At 33.5% G+C, this 17,998-nt stretch carries 20 protein-coding genes, 1 tRNA gene and 1 other RNA gene; 5 read left to right on the forward strand and 17 right to left on the reverse strand.

The window, feature by feature from the left end; all coding sequences use genetic code 11:
- Nucleotides 1–104: 104 nt before the first annotated feature.
- A complete protein-coding gene (locus tag AC1RPY_RS03685) occupies nt 105–683 on the reverse strand; it encodes a TMEM175 family protein (protein ID WP_409022266.1) in 579 nt (192 codons plus the stop codon).
- A gap of 249 nt (nt 684–932) precedes the next feature.
- Here AC1RPY_RS03685 and AC1RPY_RS03690 point away from each other — a divergent pair, with 249 nt between their 5' ends.
- Nucleotides 933–1,229, forward strand: a complete 297-nt coding sequence (locus AC1RPY_RS03690; protein WP_481761412.1) for a bacteriocin immunity protein — start codon at nt 933–935, stop codon at nt 1,227–1,229.
- 332 nt (nt 1,230–1,561) lie between these two features.
- Here the strand turns inward: AC1RPY_RS03690 and ssrA are convergent.
- Nucleotides 1,562–1,932: a transfer-messenger RNA gene (ssrA, locus tag AC1RPY_RS03695) on the reverse strand.
- Between the two features lie 124 nt (nt 1,933–2,056).
- Here ssrA and AC1RPY_RS03700 point away from each other — a divergent pair.
- Nucleotides 2,057–2,686 carry an NAD(P)-dependent oxidoreductase gene (locus tag AC1RPY_RS03700; protein ID WP_481761413.1) on the forward strand — a complete coding sequence of 210 codons (630 nt, stop codon included), beginning with the start codon at nt 2,057–2,059 and terminating at the stop codon, nt 2,684–2,686.
- 97 nt (nt 2,687–2,783) lie between these two features.
- Here AC1RPY_RS03700 and AC1RPY_RS03705 read toward each other — a convergent pair whose 3' ends face one another.
- From AC1RPY_RS03705 to AC1RPY_RS03720, 4 genes are all read right to left on the reverse strand, one after another.
- A complete protein-coding gene (locus tag AC1RPY_RS03705) occupies nt 2,784–3,590 on the reverse strand; it encodes a Cof-type HAD-IIB family hydrolase (RefSeq protein WP_409022263.1) in 807 nt (268 codons plus the stop codon).
- Nucleotides 3,591–3,691: 101 nt separating this feature from the next.
- Nucleotides 3,692–4,498 carry a Cof-type HAD-IIB family hydrolase gene (locus AC1RPY_RS03710; RefSeq protein ID WP_481761414.1) on the reverse strand — a complete coding sequence of 269 codons (807 nt, stop codon included), beginning with the start codon at nt 4,496–4,498 and terminating at the stop codon, nt 3,692–3,694.
- A 33-nt stretch (nt 4,499–4,531) separates the two neighbouring features.
- Nucleotides 4,532–4,810 (reverse strand): hypothetical protein, encoded by a 279-nt coding sequence (locus tag AC1RPY_RS03715; RefSeq protein WP_409022261.1) that lies wholly within the window; start codon nt 4,808–4,810, stop codon nt 4,532–4,534.
- Between the two features lie 123 nt (nt 4,811–4,933).
- On the reverse strand, nt 4,934–6,316 hold the full coding sequence (locus tag AC1RPY_RS03720) for a L,D-transpeptidase family protein (RefSeq protein ID WP_481761415.1): 1,383 nt from the start codon (nt 6,314–6,316) through the stop codon (nt 4,934–4,936).
- 440 nt (nt 6,317–6,756) lie between these two features.
- On the opposite strand from AC1RPY_RS03720, the gene trpX reads away from it, so the two are divergent.
- Genes trpX through AC1RPY_RS03735 form a run of 3 tightly spaced genes read left to right on the forward strand, consistent with a single transcriptional unit; the run spans nt 6,757 to nt 9,415 of the window.
- Nucleotides 6,757–7,758, forward strand: a complete 1,002-nt coding sequence (gene trpX, locus AC1RPY_RS03725) for a tryptophan ABC transporter substrate-binding protein (RefSeq protein ID WP_481761416.1) — start codon at nt 6,757–6,759, stop codon at nt 7,756–7,758.
- Nucleotides 7,755–8,648, forward strand: coding sequence for an ABC transporter permease (locus AC1RPY_RS03730; RefSeq protein ID WP_481761417.1), 894 nt, complete (start codon nt 7,755–7,757; stop codon nt 8,646–8,648). The genes trpX and AC1RPY_RS03730 overlap by 4 nt, the downstream gene beginning before the upstream one ends.
- Nucleotides 8,645–9,415, forward strand: coding sequence for an ABC transporter ATP-binding protein (locus AC1RPY_RS03735; protein ID WP_481761418.1), 771 nt, complete (start codon nt 8,645–8,647; stop codon nt 9,413–9,415). The genes AC1RPY_RS03730 and AC1RPY_RS03735 overlap by 4 nt, the downstream gene beginning before the upstream one ends.
- Before the next feature lie 36 nt (nt 9,416–9,451).
- Here the strand turns inward: AC1RPY_RS03735 and AC1RPY_RS03740 are convergent, their stop codons facing one another.
- The 11 genes from AC1RPY_RS03740 to AC1RPY_RS03790 form a co-directional block, all read right to left on the reverse strand.
- Nucleotides 9,452–10,618 (reverse strand): MDR family MFS transporter, encoded by a 1,167-nt coding sequence (locus AC1RPY_RS03740; protein ID WP_481761419.1) that lies wholly within the window; start codon nt 10,616–10,618, stop codon nt 9,452–9,454.
- Between the two features lie 27 nt (nt 10,619–10,645).
- Nucleotides 10,646–11,920 (reverse strand): cation:dicarboxylate symporter family transporter, encoded by a 1,275-nt coding sequence (locus tag AC1RPY_RS03745; RefSeq protein WP_481761420.1) that lies wholly within the window; start codon nt 11,918–11,920, stop codon nt 10,646–10,648.
- Nucleotides 11,921–12,061: 141 nt separating this feature from the next.
- Nucleotides 12,062–12,544 carry a universal stress protein gene (locus tag AC1RPY_RS03750; protein WP_481761421.1) on the reverse strand — a complete coding sequence of 161 codons (483 nt, stop codon included), beginning with the start codon at nt 12,542–12,544 and terminating at the stop codon, nt 12,062–12,064.
- 41 nt (nt 12,545–12,585) lie between these two features.
- Complete coding sequence (locus AC1RPY_RS03755; protein ID WP_409022253.1) at nt 12,586–12,759, reverse strand: hypothetical protein; 174 nt, start codon at nt 12,757–12,759, stop codon at nt 12,586–12,588.
- 56 nt (nt 12,760–12,815) lie between these two features.
- The gene (locus AC1RPY_RS03760) at nt 12,816–13,967 is read right to left on the reverse strand and encodes an aminotransferase class I/II-fold pyridoxal phosphate-dependent enzyme (protein ID WP_481761422.1); all 1,152 of its coding nucleotides are present in this window, start codon (nt 13,965–13,967) and stop codon (nt 12,816–12,818) included.
- 89 nt (nt 13,968–14,056) lie between these two features.
- Entirely contained in the window at nt 14,057–15,736 is a 1,680-nt protein-coding gene (locus tag AC1RPY_RS03765; RefSeq protein ID WP_481761423.1) for an oleate hydratase, read from the reverse strand.
- Nucleotides 15,737–15,739: 3 nt separating this feature from the next.
- Nucleotides 15,740–16,084, reverse strand: coding sequence for an ArsR/SmtB family transcription factor (locus tag AC1RPY_RS03770; RefSeq protein WP_409022250.1), 345 nt, complete (start codon nt 16,082–16,084; stop codon nt 15,740–15,742).
- Between the two features lie 178 nt (nt 16,085–16,262).
- The gene (locus AC1RPY_RS03775; RefSeq protein ID WP_481761424.1) at nt 16,263–16,964 is read right to left on the reverse strand and encodes a ribonuclease H family protein; all 702 of its coding nucleotides are present in this window, start codon (nt 16,962–16,964) and stop codon (nt 16,263–16,265) included.
- 147 nt (nt 16,965–17,111) lie between these two features.
- Entirely contained in the window at nt 17,112–17,264 is a 153-nt protein-coding gene (locus tag AC1RPY_RS03780; RefSeq protein WP_409022248.1) for a hypothetical protein, read from the reverse strand.
- A gap of 151 nt (nt 17,265–17,415) precedes the next feature.
- Nucleotides 17,416–17,487 (reverse strand) — tRNA-Asn (locus AC1RPY_RS03785).
- Nucleotides 17,488–17,564: 77 nt separating this feature from the next.
- Nucleotides 17,565–17,873, reverse strand: a complete 309-nt coding sequence (locus AC1RPY_RS03790; protein ID WP_409022247.1) for a hypothetical protein — start codon at nt 17,871–17,873, stop codon at nt 17,565–17,567.
- Nucleotides 17,874–17,998: the final 125 nt, after the last annotated feature.

The following is a 17,998-nucleotide window of genomic DNA, read 5'->3' on the forward strand; positions in this document are numbered from 1 at the left end:
GGACATACAAAAATCCCTCCATGATTATCGGATGAAATTATATTATTTCATCTGACAACCATAAAGGGATTATTACACAAGAAATTTCTTGTTGGAACTTTTTTTCATTTGTCTTTATAGAAATTTTCAATTAATCGATTAGGTATAAACCAAATTGATGGTACAATCAGACAAAAAATTAACACCAACTCTGGTTTAATAAATACTGACATCAATCCAATAAGTGAAAAAGATAACGACACCCATGTTTTATTGTCATTTTTAATTGCTTTTGCTAAATTTGATTCAGGCCCATTTGCTCGAAGTAATTCATTAGTTAATACTACATACATAATATTAAATAATAGAAAGACAAGGCCATATAAAAAGGCAGGCGCAAATTTATTATAATGTTCACCAACCCAGCTTGTTGCAAATGGCATGAATGACATTACAAACATAAATCCAGTATTAACAATCAACACCCGCCCATTGATTTTATCCGCCAATTGAAACATGTGATGATGATTATTCCAGGTGACACCAATTAAAAAGAAACTTAATACGTAAGCTAAAAAAGTACTTTGAAGCGGTATTAAATCTGAAAATGTGTCTCCCTCTGGTGCTTTTAACTCTAAAACCATGATTGTCATAATAATAGCAACTACAGCATCTGTGAACGCTTCAACTCTACCTTTTGACATACGAACCCCCTAAATTTTTATAAATTTAGTATTACAAAGATTAGTCATTAAATCAACTAAAAATAATTCCACTTTTTAAAGATAAAATATACTTCCAACAAATATGGCAGGCATAAACTGGTAGGTTAATTTATATTTTAATGATCAACTGGGACCATATTTATCATTTATTATGTTAACTATTTCTCTTTAATTTATATATTTTAATATATTATTAGTTAATACAAATAAATTAAGGAGTTCTAGTCTATGAATAAATTAAAATGGTTTTCCGGCGGAGATGATCGTGGAAAACAGGCCGAACAAATTATTACCGATTTATTAACTGATTTAAGTACAAATAATGGTAATAATACACTTAAAATTACGTTACAAGCTTATCTCGAAGAACTAAAACAAAAACGTTCTTCTGTTCCATTCATTTTAAGTCGCATGAACTTAGATCTTTCTAAAGCCATCAGGAATGATGAACAACCTTTATCTGACAATCAATCTAAAAAATTAAAAGAGTTAACCTCTATCTCCAATATTAGATATGGTTACTAACTATATTCTTTCTTGGTTTATACCTTTATTTTAATATAAAGTTCGTAAAAAACGACTACTTACAAAAATAATCCTTTGTAAATGGTCATTTTTTGTGTCCGTAATTTCTAACAAATTAATTTATTTTTTCATAATAGACCTCTAATTTTATGGCAAAATAAAAAAGATAACTCGTCGAATCAAGTCATCTTTTCATCTGTTATGTTGAATAGGATTGTCAAAAATCACCTTAAAAACACCTTAATTTGCATTCAAACTCATTCAATCTTATTCAAACTTTTAAAATGCAAAAGTGATATTTTATAAGGCTTTTCAACCTTATTCAAACTGTAAAATGGAGATGGCGGGAGTCGAACCCGCGTCCAAGCATATTGCCACTCAAACATCTACGTTCATAGTTATACTATTTAAAATTCGCCAACCGTAGCGCCGTATAACAGGGCTAACACGTCTGACTAACCTGATTAGTCTCTTTTAACTTCTCCAGGTGGAAGAAGTTAACGTAAGTCCACTTAATTTAGGACCCAGATCTAGCACATGGACGATACTAGGAGGATCTACGTTAGAGCGCTATTAAGCAGCTAAAGCGTAAGTATTACTATTATTTTTTGCAGTTATAATTTAACTGAGCGTTTTAACGAAGACGCAAACTTCGAAACGCAATCCAAGCTCAACCTATACCTGTCGAATCCTGAACATCCCCATAACAACTATAAACATACCATATTTATCAGTTAAAATAAAGATGTAACCTGACGACTTATTCTTTGACAAAAAAATGTCATTCAACTATTGTGAAGACAGTTACTTAGAAAGGGAGTTATAAAATGAAAATTGGAATTATTGGTGCAACTGGTAAACAAGGACAATCTACATTAAAAGAGGCAGTTTCTCGTCATTTAGATGTTACTGCTATTATTAGAAATAAAAGCAAATTAACAGAAGATGTTCCTTTTATAGAAAAAGATCTTTTCAAGTTAACAACTGCTGATTTAGAATTATTTGATGTTATTGTAGATGCTTTTAACGCTCCATTTGGTCAAGAAAATCTTCATCAAACATCATTAAAACATTTAACGGATATCTTAGCTGATACTAAGGTTAAGCTCGTTATTGTTGGTGGCGCAAGTAGTCTTTTCGTTGATTCTGAAAAAACACTGTTACTTGGTGATACACCTGACTTCCCTGAAGGTGCTAAAGCAACAGCCAAAAATATGCGTGATGCTTTAGTCACACTCCGTACCGTTTCAAATGTAGATTGGGTCTATATTTCACCAGCTGCATTTTTCAATCCTAGTGGCGAAAAAACAGGCCACTATCAAATTGCCGGTGACGTTTTAACAATGAATTCACAAGGTAATAGTGAAATTAGCTATGCCGACTTCTCTATCGCATTGGTTGATGAAATTGAATCTAATTCACATCATCAAGAACGTTTTAGCGTTGTTTCTAAATAAATTTAATTATCTGCCACTTTCACAAGAAAGTGGTTTTTTTTGTAAAAAAATAAGTGATAATCATCACTTATTTTTACGTCATTATCTAAATTATATTTTAATATTTACCTGCTAAAACGTCATCAATTAAATCTAAGACGCTATCATCTTGATTTGAACCGATACGATGATTTGCCATTTTAGCTGCCATATTTGAAGACTTTTCCATTGCAAAACTTAATGGTGTGTATGCCAACATCTCAGCATCATTATCATTATCTCCAACGGTTACTACTTCATCATCTTTTACATCCCATAATTCTTGCAAAGCATTTAACCCATTTTGTTTTGTTGCCTCTTTAACATTGATATCAATAAATCCAAAACCAGAAACTTTTGCAACTAATGATTCATCAACATTTTCTTTTAATTTAACCGCAAATGTTTTATATTCGTCAATGGGGCCATTAATCGTAACTTTAGAAATAGTTTTTTCAACCTTACTTAAATTAGGGACCTTAATAATGTCTGGATAGTACGTATTAGCCATTTCTACAAAGTTATCAGACTCACTTGCATCAATATACCCACTCTCATCTGTTGATGCTAAGATTCCATAATTTGGCGATACCTTTTGGATATATAAAACTGTTTTTTCAAATACGGCTGGATCAATATTAAATGATCTGATATGGGTGTTGCCATCATAAATAACCGCACCGTTATCTGAAACGTAACCTATTTCACCAGAGATACGTTTAAAAATATCTTTAATTTTCATAACTTGATTTCCACTTGCTACCACGAAATGAATCCCTTTATTTTTTAGTTCAACTAATTGGTGACTAAATCTAACTTCATCAAACGTTTTATTATCTCTTAAAAATGTACCATCTAAATCCACTGCAATTATCTTGACTGTCAAAATTACATTCCTCCGATTATGCTTTAATAACTCTATTATACTGCATAAGTAAACGGATACAAAGAACTAAAAAGAAACGCCCCTTGGAAAAGAACGTTTCTTTACAATTTATGATTTAAAATATCATCAATGCTATCCAAAACACTATCATTTTGATTCAACCCAATGATGTGTTTTGCTGTTTTTTTAGCTAACTTTGATCCGCTAGCCATAGAAAAACTATTCGGCGTGAACGCCAACATTTCTTGATCATTATCATTATCCCCAAATGTCGCAACTTCTTCATCCAAGATTTGCCAACGATTTTGTAGTAAATTTATGCCGTTTTTCTTTGTCGCGTTCACTAAATTAATATCAATATAACCAAATCCAGACGCTTTTGCTTGAAGTTTATTATTCATTTCAGTATTTAATTGTAATGATATTCTTTCATATAACGACACGGGAAAATGACCCGTCAGCATAGAAATTCCTTGATTAAGTGATACCAAATTATCGACTCCGGTTACTTTCGGATAATAATCATTTACATCTTGAATAAATGTATCAGATTCCCGTTTATCATAGAAACCTCCTTGATTATTAACCGCTAATAGTCCTATTTCAGTGAATGTTTCCTTCAAATACTGAATCGTTTCTTGATAGAGACTATTTTCAAAAATGTATTCTTTCAATAACTCTTTTGCATCTTGAATGACTGCTCCATTTTCAGCAACGTAACCAATTTTATCTTTAATTTCTTTAAAATATTGTTCAATGGCTAAGGTTGGATTCCCACTTGCTACCACAAAATGTATTCCCTGTTGTTGCATCCTTTCAAATTGATGCGAAAATCTTTCTTTATCGTATGATTTATCATCCCTTAAAAATGTACCATCTAAATCTACTGCAATTAATTTAATCGTCATCCCTGCCACCTCTAACGTTATTATACATGATTTCTATACATAACTATATTCTTCAAATGGCGTATCAAACCAGTCATAACGCATTATAATTTGCATGACTCGATTCACAGGAATCCACAATCCCGACCGTAAAATATCTTTCATTGTCTCTAGAAATATCTTGTCATTTTTTGTACTATTTGGTTGTTTAATTTTTATAATTTCTGAATTTTCAGTTTTTACAGTAATAATATGATTGTTCAACGCAATGACTTGTGCAGAAACGATATTATCACTTATTAATTTATTATCTTTGTTTTTATCTATTTTCATTTTGTTAAACTTCCTTTCTGGTATAGGTTCATACTACCTTGGCTTTATGACTTATCTATGAAGTTATTAATAATAAATCATTAAAAAAAGCTTAACCAGTTTAAGAACTGATTAAGCCTTAAATTAATAAACAACAACAGGTTCGTTTTGTGAAACGTTCGCAAATAAAGTTGCCATTGCGGCTGGTTTTGTATTAACACAACCACCAGAACCATCTTTAAGATAAGCTGTTTTAGACCAATTTGTTCTCCAACTAGCGTCATGGAAACCAATTCCACTATTTGTGAATTGAGCCCAGTAACTAACTTTGACAGAATAATTAGCTTTACCAACTTCACTACCTTTAAGTATTGATGGCGTTTGTTTGTACATAATATACCAAACACCCTTAGTTGTATCTTCACCAGTACTATGTTTACCAGTTGCAACATCAGTTGTTAAAACAACCTTGCCATTTTTATGGATCCAAACTTTCTGCTGCGCAATTGACACTTCAGCATACGTATCTCCAAGTCCATCATTTGCAGTCGTTGTGTAACCAGTTCCATAAGTATTATAGCCAACACCATATTTATCATTGGTTGCGTCAATAGCTGCAGTACCATCTTCTAACGCTGTCAAAACATGTGTCACTGAGTCATTCATTCCAAGGGCCCAACCATATGATTGTCCACTAACTGGAACAGTACTTCCTGTAGCCGTTTTAAAATTATACTTTTTATTCAATGTTGCTTGTTTCTTATTAATTTCATCTACTTTTGCAGAAATACCACTCGTATCAACAACATATTTACCATCTTCAACAGTTGCTTGCTTAAGAATATCTGCACCCTTCAACGTATACTTCGTTGATTGAACGGTATAAACAGTCTGTCTAGCAGCTAGTGTATCCAATTTTTCAGTATCAGCTTTAACTGTTTTACTGTCAGCAGATAAAGGTTGGAGTTCAGTATCCTTCAACTTCGTAATGCTACTATAGCCAGCCTTATCATAGGCAGCTAAAATTTGCTTAACATTATATTGATTCCCTTTTTTCCCAGGTGTTACTGATACTTTTCCATTTTTTAAAATGGGACTTGCATCAACAGCCACTGTTCTTGTTTTATTTAACTTTGTTAGTTGGGTTTTTAATTGTGCTTTTAATTGATCCTTAACTGTTGTATTCAACTTTTGTGGAACAATCGCATAATTTTTCTTAACATTTGAAGGAAGAATGGTACGTTGCTTCTTCAACAATGCTTTAATCGCTGGCTTATCTTCATCAGTAAAACCAGTTGTTGTATCTTTTGCATCGACTATTTTTGTTTTACCTACATAAATAACATTTTTTGACGTTTCATTTTTTAACTTACTAATAACTTTATCAACACTTAATCCACTGACATCTGTATCATTAATTGTGATGCCTTTATTAAAATGCATACTTTGATTGAAACTTGCTCCACCAAGAATTCCCAAAACTAAAATACTTCCGATACTAATACCAATCTTTAACGATTTTTTCATAGTTTTTCACCTCATATTATGAATTCATAGTGCGCTATTCCCAATAAAAATATCATACCGCACTATGAATGTCGAATCAATTTTGTTGTTTTCTAAATTATACTCTTTATAACTTTTAAAATCTTTTAAATAATATTTGACAATAATATCAGATTTATCTATACTACATTTATCAACTAACTCAGAGAGGAAATCAAGCCTATGACTTATTCACAAGTAAAACTTAATAATCGTTGGCAAAGCCGGTTATTCAGATTGTAGTCTGTTTTTTACAGATATAATCTGTCTATTCAGATTGTATCTGTATATCGGTTTGGTTTCTATAAATCAAAACCCCTGTATGGATATCAGTATATTCATGCGGGGGTTTTGTCTTTCAAGACGGCCCTCGAATCTGAGGACTGTCTTTTTTTATTAAAAATTAAAGGGGTACTTATAAAATGAAACGATTAATTGGAACCATTATTGCGTTATTTTTATTCTTAGTGATTGCTTTTTTCTCAACACTTCAACCAACAACATTTTCAAACGCTAAAGGAGTACCAACAATTGGTATTCTTCAATTAACAACACATCCTGCACTGGATGCGATTCATAAAGGAATTATTGCTGGATTAGAAAAAGAAGGTTACGTACCTGGTAAGTCTGTGAATATTGATTTCCAAAATGCTGAAGCTGATCAAAGTAATTTAAAATCAATGAGTGACAAGTTTAATAATGAAAATGTTAATCTCATGATTGGTATCGCAACACCCTCTGCACAATCTTTAGCTAATGTAACTAAAAAAACACCAATTATTTTAGGTGCCGTTACTGATCCAAAAGGTTCTGGTTTAGTTAGCAACAATCAGAAACCAGGTAATAATATCACCGGTGTTTCTGATCAAGCACCTATTAAAGCACAGTTAGCTTTAATGAAGGAACTAATACCTAATATGAAAACCGTGGGTGTCCTTTACACATCAAGTGACGATTCAGCTACAAAACAGTATCAACAATTTAAATCTGCAGCAATCAAATCAGGCTTAGAAGTTAAATCGGCAACAATTACCTCTACAAATGATGTTGACCAAGTGTCACAATCGCTCGTAGCATCTGTTGATGCCGTTTATGTCCCCACGGATAACACAGTAGCATCAAGTATGCAGACTCTCGTTAAAAATGCGACACAAGCTAAAATTCCAATTTTCCCTGCAGTAGATACAATGGTCAAAAATGGCGGCTTGGCAACTATTAGTATTAACCAATATGATTTAGGTGTAGCCACTGGTAAAATGGCTGCTGCCGTTCTTTCTGGAAAAAGTGTCCCTGCAACAACACCAATTAATTTTGTAAAAAAAGGTGATCTTGTTATTAATTTGAAAACAGCAAAGGCCTTAAATATTACAATTCCACAAGCATTAATTGATCAAGCCAAAAATAAAGGAGAGTTAATCAAATGACAATTATTGTATCTGCTATCGGACAAGGACTCCTATGGGGGGTTTTAGGTCTTGGTCTTTATCTTTCATTTAGAATTTTAGACTTTCCTGATATGACTGTCGAAGGTACTTTTCCAATGGGCGCCAGCGTAACTGTGATTTGTCTAATCCACGGAGTTAACCCGCTTCTGGCCACATTCTTTGCATTTCTAGCAGGGACACTAGCTGGTCTAGCCACCGGGTTACTTTATACAAAAGGTAAAATTCCGATTTTATTAGCTGGAATCCTTGTCATGACAAGTTTATATTCAATTAACCTACGAATTTTAACAAAAGCAAATATCAGTTTACTTGGACAAAATACAATTTTTTCTGCTCACTTTCTAACTAATCTTCCTGCATCTTTTGATTCCGTTGTATTAGGGCTCATTCTGGTTATCATTAGTATTGGCTTACTCGCTTTCTTTTTAAATACCGAATTAGGCCAAGCGTTCATCGCAACCGGTGATAATGAAAAAATGGCCCGCTCACTTGGTATCCAAACCGATCGTATGAAGATTTTAGGACTAATGGTTTCAAATGGCTTCATCGGACTTGCCGGTGGGCTAATCGCGCAAAATAATGGCTATGCTGATATCAGTATGGGTATCGGAACGATTGTCATTGGGCTTGCTGCAATTATTATCGGTGAAGTTGTTTTTGGTAACTTATCATTAACAGCACGTTTGGTTGCCGTTGTCATTGGTAGTATTTTCTACCGATTTGTTATTTTAATTGTATTAACATTAGGCTTTAACGCAAACGATTTAAAATTAATTTCTGCTATTATTTTAGCATTCTGTTTAATGTTACCAACTCTCCGAAAAGCGCTAAGACTAAATACTTTGTTTGAAGGAGGCCATTCAAAATGACTGAACCCATTTTTTCACTTTCCAATATCGTCACTACCGTTAATACCGGTACTTCTGAGGAGCAACAAATCTTAAAAAATTTAAACCTCACCATCAATAAAGGCGATTTTATAACTGTAATTGGTACTAATGGCGCTGGTAAATCGACCCTTTTCAATACAATTGCTGGTAATATTAAACCAACGAGTGGCAAAATTATGTTACGCAATAAAAATATTACGAATGAAAATGATATTAAACGGACAAATTATATTAGTCGTGTTTTTCAAGATCCTAAAATGGGCACAGCACCTAGAATGACAGTCGCTGAAAATCTATTATTAGCCTTAAATCGAGGCAGTCGCCGTCGGTTTAAACCTCGTCATTTAAAACAAAAAATGACGCAATTTCGTGAATTAACCGCAAAGATGCCAAATGGTTTATCAGAACATTTAAATACACCTGCTGGAAACTTGTCTGGTGGTCAACGTCAAACATTAAGTTTTTTAATGGCAACTTTGATTCAACCTGACTTACTGCTACTAGATGAACATACGGCCGCCCTCGACCCCAAAACAAGCCAAGAATTATTAAAATTAACCGCCGAAATTGTTGAACAAGAACAATTATCTTGTCTAATGATTACGCATCACTTAGAGGACGCATTATCATATGGTAATCGAACAATTGTCTTAAATGATGGTCAGATTCAATCTGATTTATCAGGTGAAAAACGTGCCAACCTATCTACGACTGATTTATTAGCCTATTTTAATGATTTAGAATAAAAAATACCACAACCTTATAAAAGTTGTGGTATTTTTTTACGATTTTATATTCGCTTTCTTAGTTGCAATAACAACAACTGCCAAGGCAAGTAAGATTAATAATGTCGAACCAACGAACAAACCGTTGTATGACAATCGTTCAATTACGATTCCACCAACTAATGGTCCTAACGCTTTACCAATAGATGCGGCAATATTAATCGTTCCTTGTGCCTTACCTTCTTGACCTGGCTCGGCCAGTTCATTAATCCATGCCGGAATGGCTGGGAATGCGACCATTTCACCTAACGTCAACAAGACCATTGAAAAGACAAAATGAGAAAAGTCTTTCGCAAAAATAAGTGTTGTAAATGATAACGCAAATAAGCCAACACCCATAATAATTTGTCTAAATAATGACTTAGCAATTGTTCTCGTTACAAGCGTCACTAGTGGTTGTCCAAAAACAATGAGTCCTGCATTAATCGTCCATAATAAACTATATTGACTCAATGGAATATCTAACTTATCCATATAAATTGATAAATTACTTTGCCATTGCTCGTAACTCAACCAAATAACCAGGAATGTTAACCACATTGCGCCGATAATCCAAACTTTGGGATTAACACCAGCTGATTGTTCTGATTTTGTTGGTTTCACTTTTTTTCGTATTGGATCAACTCTATACGCTAAAATAGCAGTAATCAAAAATATTGAATATAAAATTAATGCTGATACAAAGACCATTGTGACACTAACTTCAATCACGTATCCAACTAATAATGTCCCAATAACAATCCCTAAATTTAAAGCTAAATAAAAGAGATTAAAAACATATCGACTATCTTTTCTTCTAATTGTGGCCGCAAATGAATTTAAAATTGTTGCCACAATCCCGTTACCAAGACCCAAAATAACTAGCAAAATTGGGTATGCTGGCCAGCCATGCATGAAAACTAAGCCTAATACGGCCAACCATGCAATTACGATTCCTACCAATGTCGCATAATAAGGCCGCCATTTATCAAATAAATAACCACCAGCATAATTACCAATAATAGTCGCAACTGAGTTTATTAATAGTACAATTCCAGAAAATGTTAAACTTTTACCTAAATAGTTATGCATGTAAATTGTTGTTAACGGCCAGACGAAACTTGAACCTGCGCTACTAATCACTGAACCTATTAACAACCATTTTAATTTAATTTCTTTCGTCATTTTTTTCCGAAAGCCCCCTTTTTAAGGTTACTTAATGTTCAATTTTTCTAAATACTTTTGATTCTTTTCACGATCAAATTCATTTTCTGATTGTGCGATAATAACAGCTGCTAATGAATTACCAACAACATTGACGGTTGTACGACCCATATCTATGATTCTATCAACTCCAGCGATAAAAGCCAACCCCGAAGCAGGAACACCAATAGTTGAGATTGTCGCTAATAGGACGACAAATGATGCACCAGGTACTCCAGCCATCCCTTTAGACGTAATCATTAACACAATCAATAATGTAACTTGTTGTCCAATTGATAAATTAATATGGTATGCCTGTGCCAAAAACAGAGCAGCTATTGACTGATAAATTGCTGATCCATCTAGATTAAATGTATATCCTGTTGGAACAACAAAAGAAACAATTCCCTTTTTAACACCAAAATTTTCCATTTTTTCCATAATTTTAGGCAGTGCTGCTTCAGAACTAGCCGTTGAAAAAGCAAGAATCATTTCATCCTTGATTACCTTTAACAAGACGATTAAATTAATTTTAAATAATTTAGCAACAAGACCCATTACTACAATAACAAAAAATATCATCGTTATATAGGTCACAATAATAAAGAACCCTAATGGTTTTAAAGCAGAAACGCCTAATTGTGCTATTGTGACACCAATTAATGCAAAAACACCGATAGGTGCCAATTTCATTACCCAGTTTGTCACTTTGAACATAACTTCAGATACAGCTGAGAAGAAATCAATAATCGGTTTTCCCTTCTCACCTAGCGTTGCTGTCCCGAGTCCAAATAAAACGGAAAAGAAGATAATAGGCAGCATATCACCTTTAACAAGTGCCTCAAAAATATTAGTTGGCACAATATGCATTAAAATCGTACTCAACCCAGTAGAGGTTGAGTTTTCAGTTGTAACATATTGACTAATATCGACTTTATTTAAAGCTGTAATATCTATAAATTGTCCGGGTTTAGTTAAGTTACCAACAATTAATCCTAATGCAATCGCAATTGTTGTCATAATTTCAAAGTAAATTAATGTTTTTCCACCGATTCTACCTAATTTGTGGATATCTCCCATATTGGCGATTCCGACCACTAGACATGAAACAACAATCGGTAAGACAATCATTTTGATCATATTAATAAAGATGGTTCCCAGCGGTTGAAGTGAGTTAATAATGAGTTTATTTTGATACCCAATAGCACCAATAATAATTCCTAAAATTAATCCAATTAAAATTTGCCACCCAAGACTAATTCGGTACGCTTTATAATATTTCAATTTAACCATCCTCACTATATTTTAATTTACTATGGTTAATCTTATCATATATACGAACAATTATGTTATTTTTTTATTAAAAAAGAGCAAAAAACTGTAAAATGAGTTTTTCGCTCTTTTAACATTCATATTTTTAAAATATTATCTGATGACACTAACGGAACATTGTGCATTTTGAGCCATATAACTAGCTTGAGAGCCAATAAATAATTTCTTTGAATTACTTGGCGTATTCGTTTTTGAACCGCAAATTAGAATATCCGGTTTAAAATCTGGAATAACCTTCTCAACAATTTCAGAACCTGGTCTACCAGCAGAAACAATTGCTTGTACATTTTTAACGCCAAAATCATGCGCCTTATCTACATAGCGTTCGATACTTTCTTCAAGTAATTTTTTATTTTCTTTGATAACAACTGGTGACATAGAATCAAAAATATTCATATCACCTGTCTCTAATATTGAAACAATCCCTAAAGGAATTTGTTGTAACTTAGCTAACGCTACCGCATAATTAAAAGCTAAAATTGATGATTCAGAATCATCCTCATCTATGGCAACTAAAACGCGTTTAAAAGTTACCGGTGTTATGTCAAAGTCCAACTTTTCTAATCTATTATTCATATCGTCACTCCTCACTTGTTTTGTTGCCATTATTGATGATTTTACTTACGCCAGTTACTTGGGCTCCAAAGCTGCCCTTCCATTGAGCCATGCAAGCTCTCAATTTCAACTGACTGATCTTTTAATAGCGCAATTGTAGCTTCAATCAATAATTGGTTTTCTTCTGTTTCAATTTTTTTAAGCTCAGCAATTGTCCAGTCAACATTTCCATCCATTTTAATCACTCCTTTTACTCATACAAACGTACCATAATTAGATTAATAAATTGAATTTAATGCTTACTATTTTCCAAGGCGATGATGAGTTTTGCTAACTGTTCATCACTTGCAGCAAAACTTATTCTAAAGTAGCCCTCACCAAATTCTGTGAATGCACTACCTGGAACAACAGCTACCTTTTCTTTCAGAGCAAGTTGCTGACAAAATTCAACTGACGTTAATTTTAGTTTTTTAGGTATTTCAACGAATAAATAAAAGGCGCCATCTGGTTTAATTAAATTATAACCTAATTTTTCTAAGGCTGTTACCAATCTATCACGACGAATATGATAAGCATCTCTCATTGGTACACTATCTTGCTTCCCATTTTTAACAGCTTCAAGTGCAGCTACTTGTGATAAAGTTGCCGCGGTCGTTACGTGATATTGGTGGACCTTTTTCATAGCATTAATTAATCGTTCTTCAGCTAATACAAACCCAATCCGCCAACCGGTCATTGCATGTGATTTAGACAATCCCATTATTAAAATTGTCCCTTCAGGATACAAATTAGCCATGGAAATATGCGGTTGTTCATAGGTTAACTCGCAGTAAATTTCATCGCTCATCACCCAAATGTCATGTTTTTTCAAAACATCTTTAATAGAAGATAACTCAATTTTACCATAAGAAACACCGGTAGGGTTAGTTGGATAATTAAATATAAATCCAACGATAGCTTTATTCTTATTTTCCTGCAATGTCTTTTCAATAAGCTCTGCCGTTACCCTAAAGTTCGTCGTACGTGTATCCATAAAAATAGGTTTAACGCCTTGTAACTGCATTAATGGCAAGTAAGCTGGATAACAAGGAACTGGTACTAAAATGTAATCTCCTGGTGTTGTTACCGTCTTTAATGCTGTAGCAATTGCCTCAGTTGCCCCAACGGTCACTAAAACATTCTTTGCGTCATAAGCCAATTCAAACTTTTCATTATAATAATCAGCAGTTGCCTGTCGTAATTCTGGATTACCAGCTGAGGCTTCATAATGTGTTTGTCCGTTATCAAGCGCTGTTTTTGTAGCGTCCATAATATGTTGAGGTGTGATGAAATTAGGTTCACCTAACGTTAACTTATCGATACCGTCTATTTTGGAGACCCATTCATCAAATCGACGAATACCTGATAATTGTATCTGATCAGCTACTGTATTTATTTTGATCATTAAGACACCTTCTCCGAATTAGAATGAATCTTAATTATACATCAAAAAAATAACGATTTATAAAAATTCTTATAAATCGTTATTTCAACTTATCTAAACATTGTTTTCGTTGCTTTTGCCAAAACTTTTGGCATTTTTTCATAATGATGTAATGGTGTTAATTGCGTATCTGAAATTCCTAAGAACTTATACACAGCAATTTGTGCACAACGGAACGAATACTGTTCTGTAAAGACCATATCAAATGGCATTTCTGCAAATTGACTAATAAAGGCCAAATTCTTTGAATGTTCAGGTACAACGTCAGGACGATCACCAATTGCGCGACGGTTAAATAAGGCACTCGCATATGGCATATAAACAGGTATAACATTAACAACACTATCCATAATTTCATCTGTACGTTGGCTAATATTATTCGTAGCTGTATCTGTTTGAGCCAAATGGCCTAATAATTCTTCTAACATTTCGCGACCAGTCATCTCGATAAATGGTTTTTGAACAAAATCACCCTTGCGACGAGGATATAAACAGTAACCCCAGAATACAGTCTCATTTTCTTTTTGAGCATGGAAATGAGGTTGATGATGAACCACGATTGATAATAAATTATTACTATCAACCCAGGTATTCAATGCATTACCAGGTTCTTGTTGTGTAATCCGTGCAATTTCATTTACTGCTAAATGATTATCAGTTGTGACTGTAAAACTCATCCATTCACTTTGTTGACGATCATTAAAGAATTTATCTGGTTTACCTAAGTTATAGAAATGTTCAGTAGCTTGTTTCCATAATTTAGCACTAGGTGCATAGTCCATATTTTCCACAATCGGTGTATCAATATCGCCCATTGATGAACTATCTGTAATTGAACCATTCGTATCAAATACTAAATCGCCATCATTAATAATGATTTCGCCGACTTTATTATCATTATCGACTTCTTCATATTCAAGACCAGTGACAACAATATCGTCACGTAAAGCTGTATCTTTAAATTTAAATTCAGTTATCTTACGGTTATCCACAAAGGTTACACCACGGTCTGTAAGATATTTACGCATTGGTAAAATAATACTTTCATATTGGTTATATGGTGTTCTTGTAACACCTTCCAATGTGTTAATACGACTGAATTCAAGAATCATTCGGTTCATATAACGACGTAATTCCATTGCTGAACTTTCCTTTTTGAAGGCAAAAGTTGTTTGCCACATATACCAGAAATTAGTTGTAAACATGTGTGGACTATTTTCAAACCATTTTTCAATACTGATATCATTAATCTCTGATTCCTTTGATTCAGGCATCGTCATTAATTTTGTTAGTAAAACGCGATCTCGTGTATTAAATTGCATATGACGATAATCATTCTTACCGCCTTTATTTCTAATACCATCCATTTTATCAATTAAGCGTGCAATATCATGCGTTGGATGTGCATGATCAAAATCTAAAATTTCATCTGTAACTGTCTTTCCAGGATTATCCAATGATGGCACTTCTCGAAGAACATCCCATAAGTTTTCATATGTTTCTTCATTCAACATACGACCACCTTTAGCTAGGAATCCTTTTTGATTACTCAAACCTTGGTTACCATATTCAGTCACATAATCTTTAACTGCAGCGCCATCATTAGCACCATGTTTTTCTAAACCAAACATCGTAATTTGGTCACCATGCCAGCCACCATCACGAATTAAATAGATACCTGCTGCTAAGTTACCAACACCTGTACCAATCATATATGCTTTTTGAGTCATAATCTATTCCTCCTTCGATTTTTCGCCTTCACGAATCATTTTAATTAAATGTTCCAAACGGTTTAATGTTTTTTCAGGTGTTAAAAAGTAAAAACGTTTTAATCCTGTTTGTTTATAATCAATAAGTCCCACATTTTTTAAAACTTTCAAATGATGTGAAACTGCCGGTTGTGATAACGCCATGCGGTCAACCAGCTCAGAAACCGTTAACTCTTGCCGTGACTTAGAACCTAGCAAAATAATTAATCGTTGTCTTTTTTCATCTGCCAAAGCGTTCAAAATATCTAGATTGGAAATAAATTCCTGTAGCGCTTCGGATTGCCCTGGTTCTAATTCTTCAGCTTCCATTGTCAATCATCCCCCTATATCTATCTTCATGAATATAATAACACCACGTTAGAATTTTAGCAACCGCTTTCAGTAAACGTTTTAATTTACTGCCTAATCTTTTTTATTCATCTTAATTTGAATTCATTTAAATAAAAAAAGTGGCTCTCTACATTAGTAGAAATCCACTTCACCTATCTTACATTTTATCCATTGTTTCATTTAATAATTCATCAACTTTATTATTACCTTCATTATCTGCATGACCCTTTGTCCATTCAAAATCAACATTAGTGAAAGCTGGTATTAATTCAGCAACTTGTTGCCAAAGTTCGACATTAAGTACTGTTTGACCATCCGCTTTTTTCCAATTTCGACGTTGCCAACCTACTAACCAATTTTTTTGAATTGCATTCAAGACATACTTCGAATCTAATATAAATACGACGTGTTCTTCTCGTAATCCTAAATCAATTAATTTTTTCATAGCTTGAAGAAATGCCATAATTTCCATATGATTATTAGTTTTACCTTTTTCACCATCTGTACCAGAAAAGGTCTCACCCGGTGTTTTAATATAAAAAGCCCATGCCGCAGTATCTTCTGCTAGGACGTGACCGCCTAATTTATTACCATGATTTCTCGAACCACCATCAGTCCAGACTTGAATTGAATCTGAAGTTAAAGTTACGGATTGATGAACTGCTGTCGCACTTTTTTTACTACCTGTCGCTGTTGGTCTAGGTGCCCCATCATCCATCCAATTTTGGGCTTCATCTCGCGTTTCAAATCCTTTGTATCGTGCCCCATCGTATCCATTAACCAACTTTGCCACATCAGGCCATTTTGTGAAAATACCCGTTTTACGTCCTTTATATACTGCATAAAAATTCTTAGCCAATTTAAATCACTCCATTAGTCAGTTTATTGATTCTTTTATTGTAAGCTAAAAGGCACTAAAAATATATTTAAATAAAAAATACTCATTCTAAAGTATGCAAAAAAACCACCGTTCTAATCAACGGTGGCCATCATTTATTTAACTAAATTATGCTTTTTTTGCTGCAACTGCTGCGTCGTTAGCTTTGCTTTCTTTTAAGAAAGTAGCAAGTTCTTGTTGTTTACGACGACGGTTCTTTTTGTTTGGAGTATTAACTGGACGACGATCGTTACCGACACCTGTATGGTTGTTTGATGACATTTCGCAATCCCCCTTTCTTACAATCTCTTAATTTTAAACTGTATTCAGAAATAATTCAAGTTAATCATTAATTTCTTATAATGGACTCAAAAAATTAAGTTCATAAATAAAAAAAGATAACCGGCAGTAAGTCGATCATCCTCTATGAATACTGCTCAGGTAGGGATCGAACCTACGACATCTTGATTAACAGTCAAGCGTTCTACCGCTGAACTACTGAGCAATCTTTATAATTCATTTCTGTCTATACTATTTTATACCATAGGTTAACCTATTTTGTAAAGATATTTTTGGTAATATTTACTCAATATGATTGTCTTTTAATATCGCATTCAAATCATTTTGAGCTTCTTCTGTTTTATGCCACTCTTGATATTCAGTAAATGCTTCTAGTGGCATTTCAAAATTTTGATTAATATATTTTTCATAATTAATAACGTGTGATGATCTGGGAATATTTAACTGTAGAATACGGACTTCTTTCAATAAATCTCTTTGAACTGCAAGTTCTGCTCTCCCATTTTGTACCATGTTCGATAATTCAAAATATTTAGAACCATCTTTTCTAGTAATTTCTTCAATTAATGATAAAACTTCATGACTTTTCATATTGAACCCAACTTTCTACATCTATTCTCTTAATTAAGTATAAACACATTTGACAATAAGTACAACAAGCACAAAAAAAGCCACTACATCGCAATAGTGGCTAGCATAAGAGAGAAAGAGAATTG

The organism is Dellaglioa sp. CoH-56-MRSF-12 (genome assembly GCF_056782075.1).